Source organism: Pseudomonas sp. NY15356, from assembly GCF_048068175.1.
GTDB lineage: Bacteria > Pseudomonadota > Gammaproteobacteria > Pseudomonadales > Pseudomonadaceae > Aquipseudomonas > Aquipseudomonas putida_K.
The window spans coordinates 120300-137843 of record NZ_JBLUPW010000013.1; the positions used below are offsets into that span (position 1 = coordinate 120300).

Here is a 17544-nt window from a genome sequence, read left to right on the forward strand (position 1 = left end):
GCCGACTCAGTGCTGCAGGATCTTGCTGAGGAAATGCTGGGTGCGCTCATGGCGGCCTTCGGGGTTGCCGAAGAAGTCTTCCTTCTGGCAATCCTCGATGATGCTGCCCTTGTCCATGAAGATCACCCGGTTGGCCACCTTGCGGGCAAAGCCCATCTCGTGGGTCACGCACATCATGGTCATGCCCTCGTGGGCAAGTTCCACCATCACGTCCAGCACTTCGTTGACCATCTCCGGGTCCAGCGCCGAAGTCGGCTCGTCGAACAGCATGACGATCGGGTCCATCGACAGCGCGCGGGCGATGGCCACGCGTTGCTGCTGGCCGCCGGAGAGCTGGCCGGGATGCTTCTTGGCATGGGCGCCCAGGCCGACGCGATCGAGCAGGGCCAGGCCCTTCTTGGTGGCTTCCGCTTCGCTGCGGCCGAGCACCTTACGCTGGGCGATGGTCAGGTTCTCGGTGATCGACAGGTGTGGGAACAGTTCGAAGTGCTGGAACACCATGCCTACCCGCGAGCGCAGCTTGGGCAGGTTGGTCTTGGGGTCGGCGATAGAGGTACCGTCGACCACGATGTCACCTTTCTGGAATGGCTCCAGGGCGTTGACGCACTTGATCAAGGTGGACTTGCCCGAGCCGGACGGGCCGCAGACCACCACCACCTCGCCTTTCTTGACCTCGGTGCTGCAGTCGGTCAGCACCTGGAAGTCCCCGTACCACTTGTTGACGTTCTTGATGGAAATCATACGGCGATCCTTTTTTGCAGACGCTTGACCAGCCACGAAGCGGAGAAGCTGATGAGGAAGTAGACGACACCGGCGAAGATCAGGAACTCATGGGAGCGCCCGATGATGTCGCCGTTGGAGCGGGCCGAGTTGAGGAAGTCCACCAGGCCCACGGTGTAGACCAGTGAGGTGTCCTGGAACAGGATGATGCTCTGTTGCAGCAGCAGCGGAGTCATCTTGCGGAATGCCTGGGGCAGGATGATCAGGCGCATGGTCTGGCCGTAGGTCATGCCCAGTGCCTGCGCGGCGCCCATCTGGCCCTTGGAGATCGACTGCACGCCGGCACGCACGATTTCGCAGAAGTACGCGGCCTCGAACATCATGAACGCCACCACACAGGAGGTGAAGGCGCCCACCGGGGTGTCTTCGCCGGTGATCCAGCGCAGCACGAACGGCACCGCCAGGTAGAACCAGGTGATCACCAGCAGCAGTGGGATGGAGCGGAAATAGTTGACGTAGGCTCCGGCCAGGTTCGACAGCAGCTTGCTCGACGACAGGCGCATCAGCGCCAGGAGGGTGCCCAGTACGATGCCGCCTACAACGCCCATGACCATCAGCTGGAGGGTCATCACCATGCCTTCCCAGAGGGCCGGCAGGGCGGGGATGATTTCGCTGAAATCCATGTCCATTTACTTGCCCCCCACGGAAATCAGGCCCGGTACCGAGACTTTCTTCTCGATCAGGCGCATGAACAGCATCAGGCCCATGTTCAGGGTGAAGTAGATCAGCGTGGCCAGGGTGAAGGCTTCGAACAGGTTGGCCGAAAACTCGGCGGTCTGCTTGGTTTGCGCCAGCAGTTCCATCAGGCCGATCAGCGAGGCCACCGAGGAGTTCTTGAACACGTTCAGGAATTCCGAAGTGAGCGGTGGGATGATGATCCGATAGGCCTGGGGTAGCAGCACGTTCATGTAGATCTGTGGCAGGCTGAAGCCCAGTGCTCGGCCAGCGGCTTCCTGGCCACGGGGCAAGGCCTGGATGCCGGTGCGCACCTGTTCGCAGACCCGCGCGGCGGTGAACAGGCCCAGGCAGATGACCACGCTGATCAGCGCCGAGGTGGTCGGGTTCAGGTCCTGCTTGAACCATTCCTGCAGGCCTTCGGGCAGCAGGTCGGGTACCAGGAAGTACCAGATGAACAGCTGCACCAGCAGCGGTACGTTGCGGAACAGCTCCACATAGGCAGTGGCGATGCCTGATACCAGGCGGTTCGGCACGGTGCGCATCACACCGAGCAGCGAGCCCAGCAGCAAGGCGATGATCCAGGCGGAGATGGCGATGGCGATGGTCCAGCCCAGACCGGCGATGTACCAGTCCAGGTAGGTTTCGCTACCCACGCCGGTGGATTTGAAGAACACGCCCCAGTCCCAGTTGTAATTCATCGGGATTTCCCCTCAGACGGTTGTTTCACGGGCACCTTCGAGCAACCGAGGGCGGCGAACGCCCTCGGTTGAAAGGTTAGACACTAATGAGTGGCCTGTCGGGTTGATTACGGCTCGGCTCGAGCCCCCGGCCACTGGCTGAGGTTCAGGACTTCTTCTCGTCCGCTGCCTTGTCGGTCGGCTCGGCGATCAGTTTTTTCAGCTCTTCGCTCATCGGGAAGTTCAGGTTCAGGCCTTTTGGCGGGATCGGCTGCTGGAACCACTTCTCGTAGCTCTTGTTGACTTCGCCCGACTTGAAGTAGGCGATGATGGCGTCGTCGACCGCTTTCTTGAACGCCTCGTCACCCTTGCGCACCATGCAGCCGTAGATCTCGTAAGACTGCGGCGTGCCGGTGATGACCCAGTCGGCAGGCTTGCGTGCCTTGGCCATTTCGCCGGCCAGCAGGGCGTCGTCCATCATGAAGGCCACGGCGCGGCCGCTTTCGAGCATGTTGAAGGCTTCACCGTGGTCTTTTGCGGAGATCACGTTCATCTTCATCTGCTTGTCGGCGTTCATCGCCTTGAGGATGCGCTCGGACGTGGTGCCGGCGGTGGTCACTACGTTCTTGCCGGCCAGGTCCGGGAAGTCCTTGTAGGCCGGTTGACCGTCCTTGACCTTGGTCAGGAGGCGGGTACCGACTTCGAAGATGCCCACCGAGAAGCCGACCTGTTGCTGGCGCTCGACGTTGTTGGTGGTGGAGCCGCACTCCAGGTCCACGGTGCCGTTCTGCACCAGCGGAATGCGGGTCTGGGAGGTGACGAGGTTGTAGCGCACCTTCAGGTCAGGCACGTTGAGCTGTTTCTTCAGCGCTTCGACGACGGCCAGCTGGATGTCGTGGGAGTAGCCCACGGGCTGTGGCTTGCCTGCCAGGTAGGAAAACGGAATGGAGGAGTCGCGGTGGCCCAGGGTGATGGTGCCCGAATCCTTGATCTTCTTCAGGGTGCCGGTCAGCTCTTCAGCCATGGCCGGCGAAGCGATGACCGCGGCCGCGATGGCGGCGCCCAACAGTTGACGAACGATACGCATCAAATTTTCCTCGACGTTGTTTTTTTTATGGAGCCGTTGGCGGACTCTTCGTTCTACGAATACAGCAAGAAGCGGGTGCATTCGGCTAATGAGTGTAGAGCATGAGTCGTGCCAAGCCCTGACATTGATCATAACGCCCCGAAAATACGGCGGTTCAATCTTTTTTGAGGCATCGAAGGAGGTAGGGCTCGTACGGATTTCCGAATGGGTGCGATGGTTTCGTTCGGAAACCCGAACATCGGGATGCCTGCGATGCTCCGAGCGGGCCGGCATGCCGCCGGCCTGATCGTAATGGCAAAAGCCGCTAGTGCGATGCGTTCGAACGCGCCCAGGCTTCGGTCGTCAAGGTGCGCATCAGGGTCGATTCTTCTTCTGCAAGTTCATGCATCAACGCCCTTGCTCGATCTTCGTAGCCGCGTTCCTGCCCGGTTATGGCATGCTCCCTGAGTGCTTCCAGTCGCGCATGATACGGCGCGGTTATCGTCTCGAAACGTTCCGGGAAGCGTTCGCGCAGATAATTCTGCCAGTAGGGCCGATTGGCGAGCGCGTCCAGCATGGCCACGGCTGTATCGGCCCTCAGCACTTCCAGTTGTGCTCGGCCCAGGTCTGCTGTTGATACATCCGCGAACGACGCGAAATGCATCTCATCGGGCGTTGCAGGCAGGTCGAGCGCCCCAGCAAGCCGCGAGCGGTAGAATAGCCGCACCTCGATTTCGTCGACGGCGCGCCCGGCACTGCGCAACCTCTGCACGTGATTGTTGGCAAGGTCATCGAGCAGGTCCAGACGATGCAGTTGCCACCCCAGGTGCAGCAAGCGACTTTCCCGCCTCGCGACCGGTACCCCTTCCAGACCCTGGTAGGCCAGAACACCCACTTCCAGCTGATTGAGCATCAGCAACAGGCGGTCGTCGCAGCTGCGCGGCCCATCGGCCTCGCGGAACAATTGTTCGCGCAGCGCCTCGTTGTGTTCGCAGGCTTCCAGGATGTGCCATACGCGCCGGCGGTAATGACGTGGATAGGTCTGGAAATCCTCGCTTTCGGCAAAGTCGGCAAGAAACCTGAACAACCCGCCCGAGCCGGGCTCTTCGATCAGGCGATCCCAGGTGGCCTCGCGTTGGGCACGAAGCTGCGCCTTCCTGGACGCGACCCAGGTCGAGCGAGTATGTGCATCGACGACCTCGTGGGCATGGTAGGCGCTGCCCCGGGCCCCCGCTTCGGCGATATCGCGTGCTTCGTCCAGGTACTGGGCACTGCGTTCGTTCAGGGGGTTGTCATGTAGATTCAGCCGTCGCAGGCGCAGGCTCAGCCCGTGCATTTCTCGCTGCAGCTCGCTGATCCTGTTGTCGCGCAGGTCGACATGGGCGCGCAGCGCCGCGTTCTGGTGAACCTGGCCGATCTCGGCCTGCCCGGTGGCGCGCAGGCGCAGGTCATGCATGTGGGGCAAGCCGGAAAGGTCCGGCATGCCGTTGAGCGGGTTGTAGCTCAATGCCAGCGTATTCAGGTGCTGCAATTGAGCCAGGCGGCTGCTGGCTTCTGCGTCGAGTACGATCTGGTTGTTTTCCAGGTTCACGCGCCTGAGTTGGGTGAGGTTCTCGATGCCTATAGGTACTTGGGTCAACCGGTTGCCACTAAGGTCCAAGTCGATGAGGTTGGGGAAGCGCGTGAGGAACTGCGCATCGATCGTTTCCAGATTCATGTTGCGCAATGCCAGGTGGCGCACATGTACATAGTCGATACCCTCGGGCAGGTTCGGTAATGTGCTGGAGTATTCGCCGTCGATGGTCAATTCATACTCGTTGTTGGCATCGACCAGCTTGCGCCGCCAACTGCGGCGCAAGGTGTCGGCGATACGGCGGCGGCGGATGGCTTGGAGCGGGGTCTGCCAGTCAGCCTGCCATGCCCGCAAGGCCTCGCGCAGCTCGGTAAGCTGGCGCTGCAGCATCTGATAATGGGTCCACAGGTTCTCGCCTCGCTGACGTACGGCTTGCAGGTAGGCGTCGAGCTGCAGTTCGCTGAGGGTCGGAAAGATTTGATGGATGCCTCGCCGAATGGCTTGGCGACTGCTTTCACCGCCACCGCTGAGCGTATAGGCAAGCCTGCCATCGGCAAAACGCCTGGGAGGCTTTACGTCGGCGCCGATCGGTGCGAGGCCGACCAGTTTCGCCGCACGTCGGCGATCTTCGGCAGCTGCCTTGACCAACGCCCCACGTAATTGCCGTACCTGCAACCGAGCGCTGCCCAGCTTGGCCTTCTGTTGATCGTCAAGGCAGTGCAACAGGGTGTCGAGAAAGGGCGCGTTGGGCCTGGAGGCAGGGTGCGGGTCACCTGCGAGCGCATAACCGTGCTCGGATTTGACGATAGTAAAGACCTTGGTCGCCTCCTCATCTTGGCTTGCATACAGCACGGCCCCTTCCGGGTTGCCTGCCCGTAGTTCGACGCGCACCGATGCTGGCCAAGGCGCCATGTGTTCGATCAGCCCCAGGGCCAACCTTTCGCTATCGGAGTTGGCCAGCGCCTGCAGGCGAATACCAAGGCACGCCTGGTCGACACGGCTGTCACGTACATACCAGCGTGCGCGTTCGGCCATGCTCAGTGGCACACGCCCAGACGTGCGCAAGTGTTCCAGCTGGGCCGAACTGCTGTGCTCGATGACTTCCTGCGCTCCCCGCGGTGACAGGCGTTCGAACGCCGTGGTCAACGCCTTCTGCTCTGCTGAAACAGGCGGGTGCAATGTGGCCAGGTGTTCGTCGAGCGCCGTGCCGCGTAGGTCAGGATTTTCTGCATGCAGTTTCATGCGTTCATGGATATCGAGGAGCCGTGCCGGCGGCGCGGCCTGCTCCAGGCACAGGCGACGCAACTGGTCGGTGGACAGGCCCGTGGCGTCGAGCAAGATCTGGGCATCGGTCGACAAGAGCCCGGCGAAATGCCTTCCTTGCAACCCTTCCAGCAGCACCGACGCGCTCTCTTCGAGGGGGAGGTAATGAGCCTCTCGAACCAGCCGGATACCACCTTCGGGAAGCAGTTTTGGCGCCAGACTGTCCACAAGCGGCACCCGCTTGAGCGTCTGTATCGCGCCTGCGGTCAACCCTGCGAGTGCCAGCCCCTGTGCGACGACGAACAGATGATCCAGCGCTCCCTGGCGATCGCCCACACGCCAGTCCTGATAGCCTTCATACACTTCATCGAGCAGCTGCGCGGCGCTGACGATCAACAGGATATGGCCCACCACGGGAACAACGAATGCAGCCAGCCCGAGGAGGTCCAAGCCGGCGCCGAGCATGCCTTGCAGACGCTTGTGCCTGCTCAAGCGGTCTTCGATGTCGGTGGGGACGGCAATATAGGCCGCGTCCTGATAGATCCTGTCGATCAGCGACCTGCGTACATGAACGAATACGTTGCCCTCGACAGCCAGGTGGCGCCCGTCCAGTTCCAGGGGCTTGTCACTCGGTGTCTGCGCCAATAGACGTGAAAGCGTCGTGTCGAACCGGCTTCGGTCCTGCGCCTTGATGAAGCGCTTGAAAAATTCACGCAGGGCTCGGTGTTTCAGGCGATTGGCCAAATCGTTGTATACCTGGTTCCACGAATCGTAATGACGCACGCTCTTTTCAGGGTCATCAGGAATCCAGAGAATGATTTCATCGATATCGGCGTTCGGAGCCAGCCGCCACTCGAAGGCGACGATGCCTACCATGCATGTGCCCAATAGGTAGAGCTGGCGTGGTGTCAGCGTGCCTTTTCCAGGGTGGGGCTGCGCGGGGTCCTGCAACATCGGCAGCAACCGCAGCAGGTCTTTTTCATCCAGCTGCGCCTTGAACCGTCCTTCGTATAGTGCTGCCAGCATGCGCGTACGCACGCCATCCTGAAACATCTGCTCCACGTGTGCGCGGGCCTGGTTCGTCGGTTGCCCGCGGCCTGCCTTGGGTTCGAGGATGCCTTTCAAAAGCGATTGGTACTTCCCGCCGATGTCCAGGGTGCGGCACAGCGTGGCAAAGCGCTCGAAGGTCATGGTCAGCTGGCGTTCCTGCGCATCGACCAGGTGCGCCTTGCGCAGCAGCCATGGCTGGGTTTCGTGTGCTTCGTAATTATGCAAGGCGGCGGCAACAAGGCTCTGCCGTGTGCTGTAGGTGACGCTCGGTCTGTGCAGTTTCTCCGCAGCCGAGGCAAGCTCAAAGGTTTCTCGGACCACTACATGGGCGCGTCTTGGGTCGATGTGTCCGAGCCCTTCCAGGAGCAGCGCTTTTTCAAGGTGGGAGGCGGCGAAGTCTTCGATTGCCGGGATTCTGCCAAGCAGGTGCTGCAGGTTATCGGTGACGTGTTGCTGCGCTTGCAGCGCCTGTCGATAGGCGTCCAGGTGCTTGGGCTCGGCGTTGATGAACCAGGCGGGAAGCTGCTGGGCGATCAGATTGTCGACCGAGGTGCTGGGGAAGGTTTCGGTGCTTGTCATGCAAGGGGCTCCAGGTCCTAAAGGACCTAGAACACCAAGTCGCAAGGGGGGGCTGGCGGTACATAGTGAATGCGCTCATGCACGCCTACAGCCATGTACCGTCATTGCGAGGCCGCTCCCCGCGCTTTTAGTCAGGCTGCCTGGGTGCGCGCCTGGCGTTCGCGTTGAAGGTATTGCTCGAGCACTTGCTTTTCACTTGCGCTGGTGAACAAGCCCAGCTTGGTACGCCGCCAGAGGATATCTTCTGCATCGCTGGCCCATTCGTAGCGGCAGAGGTAGTCGACTTCCCGAGCGAACAACCCGCCGCCGATCGCCTGGCCCAGGTCTTCAGGGCCTTGCACGCCTTCGAGCAATTGCCATACGCGGCAGCCGTAGGTCACTGCCCAGCGTTTGGCGATGTCCATCGGCAGCCAGCCGTGGCGTGCCAACAGCGCATCCACCAGTGCCTGGACGGTGGTCATGTTTTCACCGCCAGGCAGCGGCGCGGTGGCGGTCCAGCTGCCGCGCATCTGGGTGAAGAATGGCTTGAGTTCGACCATCGCCGACTCGGCCAGCTTGCGGTAGGTGGTCAGCTTACCGCCGAAGACCGACAGCAGCGGCGCCTGGCCTTCACTGGCGGACAGCGCCAGGGTGTAGTCGCGGGTCACGGCGGAGGGATTGTCCGATTCGTCGTTGCACAGCGGACGCACGCCGGAATAGGTGTGCAGGATGTCCGTGCGGCCAAGCTGGTGATTGAAGTGTTCGTTGACCACCTTGAGCAGATAGTCGGTTTCGGTGTCGGTGATCGCCACCTTGGCCGGGTCGCCGCGGTATTCGCGGTCGGTGGTGCCGATCAGGGTGAAGCGCTCCAGGTAGGGAATGGCGAACACGATGCGCTGGTCTTCGTTCTGCAGGATGTAGGCGTGTTCGCCCTCGTACAGGCGCGGGACGATGATGTGGCTACCCTGGATCAGGCGGATGCCGTAGGGCGCTTCCAGCTTGAGGTCGTCCTTGATGAAGCTGGCCACCCAGGGCCCGGCGGCATTGACGAGCGCGCGGGCGCGAATGCTCTGCTGGCGGCCATCGGCATGCAGCAGCTCGACTTCCCACACGCCGCCGACGCGCTTGGCGCGCAGGCAGCGGGTGTGGGTATGGATATGCGCGCCTTTCTCACGGGCGGCCATGGCGTTGAGCACCACCAGTCGGGCGTCGTCCACTGCGCAGTCTGCGTATTCGAAGCCGCGGGTGATGGCAGGCTTGAGCGGGTTCCCTGGGCCGAAGCGCAGGCTGCGCGAGGCACCCAGGCGCTTGCGTTTGCCCAGGTGGTCGTAGAGGAACAGGCCGGCGCGAATCATCCAGGTCGGGCGCAGGTGCGGGCGATGGGGCAGGACGAAGCGCATCGGCTTGACGATGTGCGGTGCCTTGGCCAGCAAGACTTCGCGCTCGGCCAGAGCCTCGCGGACCAGGCGGAACTCGTAATGTTCCAAGTAGCGCAGGCCACCGTGGATCAACTTGCTGCTGGCCGAGGAGGTGTGACTTGCCAGGTCGTCCTTTTCGCACAGAAATACCTTCAGGCCGCGACCGGCCGCGTCGGCGGCAATGCCCACGCCATTGATGCCGCCACCGATCACGGCGAGGTCGTAGCAATCGGCGAGCGGGGGCAGGGACGGAGCGGAGTGGGACACGGCAAGGGCCTCCTGGGCGCGGTTCACATCGAAAGTGAACATTGATGTTCGTTTTCGAAAATACTAGCGCAACGAAAAGGCGTCCGCCAGTCAGTCTCTATAGAAAAAACTGATCTGATGACAAAGAAATGAACAATACCGAACATCAGCGCCGGACCTGACAAGCCAATCGCGGTCCGGCTAGGCCCGCGATTGGCACTTTCAGACCACTTCGAGGCGAATCTTGTGCTGGTTCAACAGTTGGGTCAGGGCAGGGGTGGGCTGCTGGTCCGTCACCAGGCAATCGACCAGGCTGATCGAGCCCAGGCGAACCATGGCGTTACGGCCGAATTTGCTCGAGTCCGCGGCCAGGATCACCTGGCGGGCGTTGGTGATGATCGCCTGGGAGACCCGCACTTCCTGGTAGTCGAAGTCCAGCAGGCTGCCATCCTCGTCGATGCCGCTGATGCCGACCACGGCGAAGTCGACCTTGAACTGGTTGATGAAGTCGACGCTGGCCTGGCCGACCACACCGCCGTCGCGCCGTACCGTGCCGCCGGCCACCAGCACCTCGAAGTCGTCCTTGGCGCCCAGGATCGCGGCCACGTGCAGGTTGTTGGTGATGACCTTCAGGTGGCTGTGGTTGAGCAGTGCACGGGCAATGGATTCGGTGGTGGTGCCGATGTTGATGAACAATGAAGCATGGTCAGGAATTTGCTGGGCCACGGCTTCGGCGATGCGCTGCTTCTCGTCGCGCATCTGGTCGGCGCGCATGGCATAGGCGGTGTTCTCTATGCTCGAGTCGTATGCCGCGCCGCCGTGGTAACGCCGCAGCAGGTTCACTTCGGCGAGCTGGTTGATATCGCGGCGGATGGTTTGGGGGGTGACGACGAACAGCTGCGCCATTTCTTCGATACTGACGTAACCACGCTCGCGCACCAGTTCGAGGATTTGTTGTTGGCGGGGAGGCAGATTCATGGGCGGTCCTTGGGGGCAGCCGGACAAATTCTGCAATGATGCCGTAGGAAGAGGATGACGGCCAGTCTGCTACCTCAGGTTCGGCGTATTGCCTGCCTTGGTCCTAGCGCCGGTAAGCCGGCTCCCACAGGTTCGGCGGTGTCTACAACCGCAGCGCAATACAAGTGGGAGCCGGCTTGCCGGCGATCGGTCGGGCCAGGCAGACGAGATCTGCAGGCTCAGGCCTCGTGATCTTCCCAATCGCGGGTTCGGTCCACGGCCTTGCGCCAGCCTTTGTAGAGCTTTTCCTTTTGCGCTTCGTCCAACTGCGGGCTGAACTCACGCTCGATGATCGCCTTGTCTCGCAATTCGTCCAGGCCGCTCCAGAAGCCACAGGCCAGGCCCGCCAAGTAGGCAGCGCCCAAGGCTGTGGTTTCGCGCATTTTCGGCCGCTCAACGCAGGTGCCGAGAATGTCGGCCTGGAACTGCATGAGGAAGTTGTTGGCCACCGCACCGCCGTCCACGCGCAGTTCGCTCAGGCGCTGGCCGCAGTCCTGTTGCATGGCGTCGAGCACGTCGCGGGTCTGGTAGGCGATCGACTCCAGGGCGGCGCGGATGATGTGGTCGACCTTGACACCCCGGGTCAGGCCGAACAGGGCACCGCGGGCATAAGGGTCCCAGTAGGGTGCGCCCAGGCCGGTGAAGGCCGGTACCAAATAGACGCCGTTGCTGTCCTTGACCTTGCTGGCGAAATACTCGGTGTCGTAGGCGTCATTGACGATCTTCAGCTCGTCGCGCAGCCACTGCACGGTTGAGCCGCCATTGAACACCGCGCCCTCCAGCGCATAGGCCACTTCGCCGCGTGGGCCGCAGGCGATGGTGGTGAGCAGGCCGTGGGAGGAGGTCACTGCCTTGTCGCCGGTATTCATCAGCAGGAAGCAACCGGTGCCGTAGGTGTTCTTGGCCTGGCCGGGCTCCACGCACATCTGCCCGAACAGGGCAGACTGCTGGTCACCGGCGATGCCGGCGATGGCGATACCGCTCTTGGTATGGCCGTAGACTTCGGAGGAGGGACGCACCTGGGGCAGCATCTGGCGAGGGATGCCGAGGATCTGCAGGAGCTTCTCGTCCCATTGCAGCGTGTGGATGTTGAACATCAGGGTACGCGAGGCATTGGTGTAGTCGGTGACATGTACCTTGCCGCCGGAGAACTTCCAGATCAGCCAGGTATCGACAGTGCCGAACAACAGCTCGCCGCGCTCCGCACGTTCCCGGGCCCCTTCGACGTTGTCGAGGATCCACTTGAGCTTGGTGCCGGAGAAGTAGGGGTCGGTGACCAGGCCGGTGGCCTGGCGAATGTAGGCTTCGTGGCCGTCGCGCTTGAGCTGCTCGCAGATCTCGGTGCTGCGCCGGCATTGCCAGACGATGGCGTTGTATACCGGGCGCCCGGTTTCCTTGTCCCAGACCACCGTGGTTTCACGCTGGTTGGTGATACCCAGGGCGGCGACCTGGGCATGGCTGATGCCGGCCTGGGCCAGGGCCTCGACCATGGTCGCGCTCTGGGTCGCGAAGATCTCCATCGGGTCGTGCTCGACCCAGCCGGCTTGTGGGTAATGCTGCACGAACTCGCGCTGGGAGGTGCCGACCACGTTGGCGTCCCGGTCGAAGATGATGGCCCGCGAACTGGTGGTGCCCTGGTCCAGGGCGATGATGTAGTTCTTGTCCTGGGAATCTGTCATGTCGGTGGCCTTGCACAAAATAGGGAGTGGTCAGGGGGTGGCCGGGTGTCTTGCCGGCGCGCTGGCCTCAGGAAGCCTGGGTATCGCCCTGTGGGTTGTCGTCTGTTTGCGGGTTCGCGGTTTGCGCCATCGGCAGGTTGCGGGCGATCAGGCCTCGGTACAGGGCTGCCCCCATGCATGCGCCGAGGATCGGTGCGAACACCGGAACCAGGAAATAGGGAATGGAGCGCCCGCCGGTAAAGGCTATCTCGCCCCAGCCGGCCAGGAATGTCATCAGTTTAGGCCCGAAATCGCGTGCCGGGTTCATCGCAAAGCCGGTCAGAGGGCCCATGGCGCTGCCGATCACCGCGATCAGCAGGCCGATCAAAAGCGGCGCCATGGCGCCTCGGGGCAGGCCGTTGTTGTCGTCGGTCAGGGCCATGATCACTGCCATGAGGATGGCGGTGATCACCACTTCGACGAGGAACGCCTGGGCGATGGACAGGGCCGGGTGTGGGTAGGTGGAAAACACCGACGCCAGTTCCAGGCTGGCTTCGCTGCCGCGGACCATGGCATGGGCCTGTTCGAAATCGAAGAACAGGTTGCTGTACAACCCATAGACCAGCGCGGCGGCGCAGAAGGCGCCGCAGACCTGGGCGAGGATGTAGAACGGCAGTTTGCGCTTGTCGAAGCCGGCGAACAGGCACAGGGCAATGCTCACGGCCGGGTTCAGGTGCGCGCCGGAAATGCCGGCGGTGAGGTAGATCGCCATGCTGACACCGACCCCCCAGATGATGCTGATTTCCCAGAGCCCGAAGCTGGCGCCGGCGACCTTGAGCGCTGCGACACAGCCGGTGCCGAAGAAGATGAGCAGTGCGGTGCCGAGAAATTCGGCCATGCATTGGCCGGACAGGGTCGGTTGTCGTAGAGCAGTCGTCATGTATGACCTCGTTTCTTGTTGTTGTGAGGCACTGGGCGCTCGACAGCAAGGTCCGGTGTCTATCCCCGTTGACGCCGGACAAGTGTAGGAATGCACCTTTAAAAAAGTGTCATTTATTCAGAAACGAAAAAATATAGACAAGAAACGCTGATGTCAAAGGTCGAAAGTGAACGCTTGGTCACATTCTGGATGCATAGCTCGGTCGTAACTCCCGGGCCAGACTGACGCGTTGGCGCTACGCTGGTCGGGCTGTAGGAATTGGCCTAAAGTAGCCGCCGACTTGCCACCGATTGGAGCCGTACATGACCCCCGCCCTCGACCTTTTGAAGAAGGCGCGTGCCGAACATCGCGTGCACAGCTATGAACATGATCCGAAATCTGCGTCCTATGGCCTTGAGGCGGCCGAAAAACTGGGGCTTGATCCGCAGCGTGTGTTCAAGACCCTGTTGGCCAGCAGTGAGAAGGGGGAATTGCTGGTGGCGGTGGTACCGGTAGGCGGCACGCTCGACCTCAAGGCGCTGGCGCAGGCAGCGAGAGTCAAGAAGTGCGAAATGGCGGACCCGGCGGTAGCACAGCGTTCAACCGGCTACCTGGTGGGCGGGATCAGCCCGCTGGGGCAGAAGAAGCGCCTGCGCACGTTCATCGATGCATCGGCACAGCAATTTGACAGCATCCATGTGAGCGCCGGGCGGCGTGGGCTGGAGGTAGAACTGGCCGCAACGGTGCTGGCCGAGCATACCCAAGGGACGTTCGCCGAGATCGGCCGGGGCTGAAGGCTTCAGCCACAGCGCTCAACCTCTGTAGGAGCGGGCTTGTCCCGCGATCGGGCGCGCAGCGGCCGTAAAACCAGCAACTGCAATTCATCAAGTAGAATGAGTTGGCTGATTGACGGCCGCTGCGCGCCCGATCAGCGGGACAAGCCCACAAGACCGCGCAGCAACCGAAACGGCGATCAGGTCGCCGAGCTGTAGCGGCGAACCCCGTTTTCCTGCCGCGGCAGTTGCGCCGCTACACTGCCTGGTACCGGGAACAGCACCAGGTGGTCGGCGGCCACATTGATGCCGATTTCCTGACCGACCTGATGGTCGACGTGGCTCGGGAAGATCGCTTCCAACTGGCTGCCGGTGGGCAGCTGCAGTCGGTACAGGGTCGAGGCACCGAGGAAGCTCTTGCCGACGATATTCGCCCGCAGGTCGCTGTCCGGCGCGTGGATGATATCGTCCGGGCGCAGCAGCACGTCCACCGAACTACCCGGCGCCATGGTGTAGGCACGGTTGCCGCGCAGTTCGCCCACCTCGGTCTTGACCGCCTCGTGGCTGCTCATCTGGCCACGGATGAAGTAGCCCTGGCCGATGAAGCTGGCGACGAAGGGGGTCTGCGGCTCATGGTAGAGGTTGTAGGGCGTGTCCCACTGTTCCAGGCGGCCTTCCCTGAATACCCCGACCTGGTCGCTGACGGCAAAGGCTTCTTCCTGGTCATGGGTGACCAGGATGGCGCTGGTGCCTCGACTCTTGAGGATATCGCGCACTTCATGGCTCAAGCGCCGACGCAGCTCCACGTCCAGGTTGGAGAAGGGCTCGTCGAGCAACAGCAACTGCGGCTCCGGTGCCAGGGCCCGGGCCAGGGCCACCCGTTGCTGCTGGCCGCCGGACAGCTCGTGGGGGTAGCGCCCGCCCAGGCCGCCGAGCTTCACCAGCTCGAGCATTTCCTCGACCACCTCGTTCGGGCGTGGATGCTTGCCAAGGCCAAAGGCGATGTTCTGCGCCACGGTCAGGTGGGGGAACAAGGCGTAGTCCTGGAACACCATGCCGATCCGGCGCTTCTCCGGTGCCAGGGTGAACCCTGCGCGGGAGATGACTTCGCCGGCCAGCTGGATCTCGCCTTCGTGCACTGGCTCGAAGCCTGCGATCGCGCGCAGGGTGGTGGTCTTGCCGCAACCTGAGGAGCCCAGCAGGCAACCGATGTCGCCTGCGTTCAGGTGCAGATTGAGGTTCTGGACGATGCGCTGGTCGCCATAGCCACAGGCCAGGTCGCGCAGGTTGAGCAATAGCGGTTGACTCATGCGTGGTGGTAAGCCGGTTCTACAAGGAATTCCAGGAGGGCCTTCTGTGCATGCAGGCGGTTTTCAGCCTGGTCCCAGGCGACCGAGCGAGGGTCGTCGAGCAGGTCCTGGCTGATTTCCTCGCCACGATGGGCGGGCAGGCAGTGCATGAACAGGGCGTCGGGTGCCGCCAGGTCGAGCAGTTCGCGGGTGACCTGGTAAGGCGCGAAATGCGCCAGGCGCCGTGCAGTTTCCTCCTCCTGGCCCATGGAAGTCCAGACATCCGTGGTCACCAGATGGGCACCTTGCACGGCTTGCTTGGGGTCACGAATGACCTGCACGCGATCACCGCCCAGGGCGAGGAAGCGTGGATCGGGCTCGTAGCCTTCCGGGCAGGCGATGCGCAGCTGGAAATCGAACTGCAGGGCCGCCTCGATGTAGGAATTGCACATATTGAAGCCATCGCCGATCCAGGCCACGGTCTTGCCCTGGATCGAGCCGCGGTGCTCGAGGAAGGTCTGCATGTCGGCCAGCAGTTGGCAGGGGTGCGATTCGTCGGACAGGCCGTTGATCACCGGGATGCGGGAGTTGGCGGCGAATTCGGTGAGGGTGCTGTGGGCATGGGTGCGGATCATCACCGCATCGAGCATGCTCGACAGGACGATGGCGCTGTCGGCGATCGGCTCGCCACGGCCCAATTGGGTATCGCGGGGCGAGAGGAAGATGGCCTGGCCGCCGAGCTGGATCATGCCAGCCTCGAACGACACCCGGGTACGGGTGGAGGACTTCTCGAAGATCATTCCCAGCACGCGGTTCTTCAGTGGCTCGAACAGCACGCCTCGCTTGCGCAGGTCCTTCAGCTCGATGCCTCGACGGATCACGCCGAGCAGTTCGTCAGCGGTGAAATCCATCAGGGAGAGAAAGTGCCTAGCGCTCATGATTGACTACCTTATCTGCAACGGTTTGCAGGTCGACCGTATGGTTTTGTTGACAACGGGAACGACCTGCGGCGTAAGCCGCACGGGGCGGACGGAATAGGGGGAAGGCGCAATACTATAATTAAATGTCGCCTGAAACCAAGAGGGGGCACAGCAGCTCTGTTGCAAGGAATGTCGTAAGCCCTTGTGAGCGTACTGTTTTTTATTTTCCACAGGTGGGTTGTACACGGCTTGTCCGCCCTTTGGCAAACCCTGCGTCGCGAATCATGCCGCCGGTGTCGTGAAGTCCGAAGCGTCCAGCCTCGACAAATCCCTTGCGACGCCCCTGTGCATGCGCAGGCCGCAACGGGACTGGCAAGGCCGAGCATGCAGCTCGGCTTTCCGTTACAATGCGTCACCGTGCCGACGATCGCGTCGGAAAGTTCAGCCGAGGTGCTTCATGGATATCATCGAAACAATCAAAGAGCAGATCGCCAACAACACCATTCTGCTTTACATGAAAGGCTCGCCGAATGCCCCACAGTGCGGCTTCTCGGCGCGTGCTGCGCAGGCCGTTATGGGTTGTGGCGAGAAGTTCGCCTACGTCGACATCCTGCAGAACCCGGAAATCCGCGCCAACCTGCCCAAGTACGCCAACTGGCCGACCTTCCCGCAACTGTGGGTCGGTGGCGAGCTGGTCGGCGGCAGCGACATCATGCTGGAAATGTTCGAAAAGGGTGAGCTGCAGACCCTGATCAAGGAAGCCGCCGCCAAGGCCAAGGCCTCCGAAGCCTGATCCGGTTTTTGTCGCAGGCATGAAAAAGCCCCGCCTAGGCGGGGCTTTTTCATGGAGCAGGAAACGCGTCGCCTGCCCGCCTAGGTTTATTCCTCACCCATCTGCGATTGCAGGTAGTTCTCGATACCCACCTTGTCGATCAGGCCCAGTTGGGTCTCCAGCCAGTCGATGTGCTCTTCCTCGGACTCCAGGATGTCTTCGAGCAGTTCGCGGGAGCCGAAGTCACCGGCGGTTTCGCAATGGGCGATGGCCGCCTTGAGGTCGACCAGGCCTTTCTGTTCGATCTTCAGGTCGCACTCGAGCATTTCCTTGGTGTGTTCGCCGATCAGCAACTTGCCCAGGTCCTGCACGTTGGGGATGCCTTCGAGGAAAAGAATACGCTTGATCAATTTGTCAGCGTGCTTCATCTCGTCGATGGATTCCTTGTACTCGTGCTTGCCGAGTTTGTTCAGGCCCCAGTCCTCGTACATCCGCGCGTGGAGGAAGTACTGGTTGATCGCGACCAGCTCGTTTCCGAGGATCTTGTTGAGATGCTGGATGACGCTTACGTCGCCTTTCATGTCGGGTTCCTGCCCTGTTGAAGTATGCCAATACAGGAAGTCTGAGCCCGACCTGGGCCTCTGTCAAACCTAAGTTATTGAATAGTAAGTGAAAATTAATAGGAATAAGAATGTTTGTGAACCGCGTTAGAACGCTAACTTATTGAATTGAAGGCATAAAAAAACCGGACACTGGGTCCGGCTCTTCGAATTCGGTGGGCGGCGGCAAAAACTGAGTGCAACACCTGACCTTTCCGGTACGGTGCTGCCCCTATGTCTTATACCGAACTCAGCGTTGAAGAGCGCGCCACCATACAAATCGGTCGT

At 61.6% G+C, this 17544-nt stretch carries 14 protein-coding genes; 2 read left to right on the top strand and 12 right to left on the bottom strand.

Going from position 1 to position 17544, the window contains the following annotated elements:
- Nucleotides 1-6 precede the first annotated feature (6 nt).
- The 9 genes from ACNFCI_RS13025 to ACNFCI_RS13065 all read right to left on the bottom strand — a co-directional run bounded on the left by ACNFCI_RS13025 (nt 7) and on the right by ACNFCI_RS13065 (nt 12924).
- Entirely contained in the window at nt 7-741 is a 735-nt protein-coding gene (locus ACNFCI_RS13025) for an amino acid ABC transporter ATP-binding protein (protein WP_043206506.1), read from the bottom strand.
- Nucleotides 738-1409, bottom strand: a complete 672-nt coding sequence (locus ACNFCI_RS13030) for an amino acid ABC transporter permease (protein ID WP_084855999.1) — start codon at nt 1407-1409, stop codon at nt 738-740. The genes ACNFCI_RS13025 and ACNFCI_RS13030 overlap by 4 nt, the downstream gene beginning before the upstream one ends.
- Nucleotides 1410-2156: an amino acid ABC transporter permease gene (locus tag ACNFCI_RS13035; protein WP_084856001.1), complete on the bottom strand. Its 747-nt coding sequence runs from the start codon at nt 2154-2156 to the stop codon at nt 1410-1412.
- Between the two features lie 145 nt (nt 2157-2301).
- Nucleotides 2302-3222: a glutamate/aspartate ABC transporter substrate-binding protein gene (locus ACNFCI_RS13040; RefSeq protein ID WP_084856003.1), complete on the bottom strand. Its 921-nt coding sequence runs from the start codon at nt 3220-3222 to the stop codon at nt 2302-2304.
- Nucleotides 3223-3526: 304 nt separating this feature from the next.
- Nucleotides 3527-7666 carry an NEL-type E3 ubiquitin ligase domain-containing protein gene (locus tag ACNFCI_RS13045; protein ID WP_368829671.1) on the bottom strand — a complete coding sequence of 1380 codons (4140 nt, stop codon included), beginning with the start codon at nt 7664-7666 and terminating at the stop codon, nt 3527-3529.
- A 131-nt stretch (nt 7667-7797) separates the two neighbouring features.
- Entirely contained in the window at nt 7798-9372 is a 1575-nt protein-coding gene (gene glpD / locus ACNFCI_RS13050) for a glycerol-3-phosphate dehydrogenase (RefSeq protein ID WP_368829672.1), read from the bottom strand.
- Nucleotides 9373-9531: 159 nt separating this feature from the next.
- Nucleotides 9532-10287 carry a DNA-binding transcriptional repressor GlpR gene (gene glpR, locus ACNFCI_RS13055; RefSeq protein WP_084856008.1) on the bottom strand — a complete coding sequence of 252 codons (756 nt, stop codon included), beginning with the start codon at nt 10285-10287 and terminating at the stop codon, nt 9532-9534.
- A gap of 218 nt (nt 10288-10505) precedes the next feature.
- Complete coding sequence (gene glpK, locus ACNFCI_RS13060; protein ID WP_084856010.1) at nt 10506-12005, bottom strand: glycerol kinase GlpK; 1500 nt, start codon at nt 12003-12005, stop codon at nt 10506-10508.
- Nucleotides 12006-12072: 67 nt separating this feature from the next.
- On the bottom strand, nt 12073-12924 hold the full coding sequence (locus ACNFCI_RS13065; protein WP_084856012.1) for an MIP/aquaporin family protein: 852 nt from the start codon (nt 12922-12924) through the stop codon (nt 12073-12075).
- A gap of 302 nt (nt 12925-13226) precedes the next feature.
- Here ACNFCI_RS13065 and ybaK point away from each other — a divergent pair, with 302 nt between their 5' ends.
- On the top strand, nt 13227-13697 hold the full coding sequence (gene ybaK, locus ACNFCI_RS13070) for a Cys-tRNA(Pro) deacylase (protein ID WP_084856014.1): 471 nt from the start codon (nt 13227-13229) through the stop codon (nt 13695-13697).
- A gap of 179 nt (nt 13698-13876) precedes the next feature.
- Here the strand turns inward: ybaK and ACNFCI_RS13075 are convergent, their stop codons facing one another.
- Nucleotides 13877-14986, bottom strand: coding sequence for an ABC transporter ATP-binding protein (locus ACNFCI_RS13075; protein WP_084856016.1), 1110 nt, complete (start codon nt 14984-14986; stop codon nt 13877-13879).
- On the bottom strand, nt 14983-15903 hold the full coding sequence (gene argF, locus ACNFCI_RS13080; RefSeq protein ID WP_084856018.1) for an ornithine carbamoyltransferase: 921 nt from the start codon (nt 15901-15903) through the stop codon (nt 14983-14985). Before argF ends, ACNFCI_RS13075 begins: the two co-directional genes overlap by 4 nt.
- 439 nt (nt 15904-16342) lie before the next feature.
- On the opposite strand from argF, the gene grxD reads away from it, so the two are divergent.
- Nucleotides 16343-16678: a Grx4 family monothiol glutaredoxin gene (grxD, locus tag ACNFCI_RS13085; protein ID WP_043206518.1), complete on the top strand. Its 336-nt coding sequence runs from the start codon at nt 16343-16345 to the stop codon at nt 16676-16678.
- A gap of 86 nt (nt 16679-16764) precedes the next feature.
- Here grxD and bfr read toward each other — a convergent pair whose 3' ends face one another.
- On the bottom strand, nt 16765-17238 hold the full coding sequence (gene bfr, locus ACNFCI_RS13090; RefSeq protein ID WP_084856022.1) for a bacterioferritin: 474 nt from the start codon (nt 17236-17238) through the stop codon (nt 16765-16767).
- Nucleotides 17239-17544 lie beyond the last annotated feature (306 nt).

Bases quoted from the DNA above. Each gene is read 5' to 3' on its own strand.
- grxD (WP_043206518.1), top strand. From the start codon at position 16,343: ATGGATATCATCGAAACAATCAAAGAGCAGATCGCCAACAACACCATT.
- ACNFCI_RS13035 (WP_084856001.1), bottom strand. From the start codon at position 2,156: ATGAATTACAACTGGGACTGGGGCGTGTTCTTCAAATCCACCGGCGTG.
- bfr (WP_084856022.1), bottom strand. From the start codon at position 17,238: ATGAAAGGCGACGTAAGCGTCATCCAGCATCTCAACAAGATCCTCGGA.
- glpK (WP_084856010.1), bottom strand. From the start codon at position 12,005: ATGACAGATTCCCAGGACAAGAACTACATCATCGCCCTGGACCAGGGC.
- argF (WP_084856018.1), bottom strand. From the start codon at position 15,903: ATGAGCGCTAGGCACTTTCTCTCCCTGATGGATTTCACCGCTGACGAA.
- ACNFCI_RS13065 (WP_084856012.1), bottom strand. From the start codon at position 12,924: ATGACGACTGCTCTACGACAACCGACCCTGTCCGGCCAATGCATGGCC.
- ybaK (WP_084856014.1), top strand. From the start codon at position 13,227: ATGACCCCCGCCCTCGACCTTTTGAAGAAGGCGCGTGCCGAACATCGC.
- glpR (WP_084856008.1), bottom strand. From the start codon at position 10,287: ATGAATCTGCCTCCCCGCCAACAACAAATCCTCGAACTGGTGCGCGAG.
- ACNFCI_RS13075 (WP_084856016.1), bottom strand. From the start codon at position 14,986: ATGAGTCAACCGCTATTGCTCAACCTGCGCGACCTGGCCTGTGGCTAT.
- ACNFCI_RS13045 (WP_368829671.1), bottom strand. From the start codon at position 7,666: ATGACAAGCACCGAAACCTTCCCCAGCACCTCGGTCGACAATCTGATC.
- ACNFCI_RS13025 (WP_043206506.1), bottom strand. From the start codon at position 741: ATGATTTCCATCAAGAACGTCAACAAGTGGTACGGGGACTTCCAGGTG.
- ACNFCI_RS13030 (WP_084855999.1), bottom strand. From the start codon at position 1,409: ATGGACATGGATTTCAGCGAAATCATCCCCGCCCTGCCGGCCCTCTGG.
- glpD (WP_368829672.1), bottom strand. From the start codon at position 9,372: ATGTTCACTTTCGATGTGAACCGCGCCCAGGAGGCCCTTGCCGTGTCC.
- ACNFCI_RS13040 (WP_084856003.1), bottom strand. From the start codon at position 3,222: ATGCGTATCGTTCGTCAACTGTTGGGCGCCGCCATCGCGGCCGCGGTC.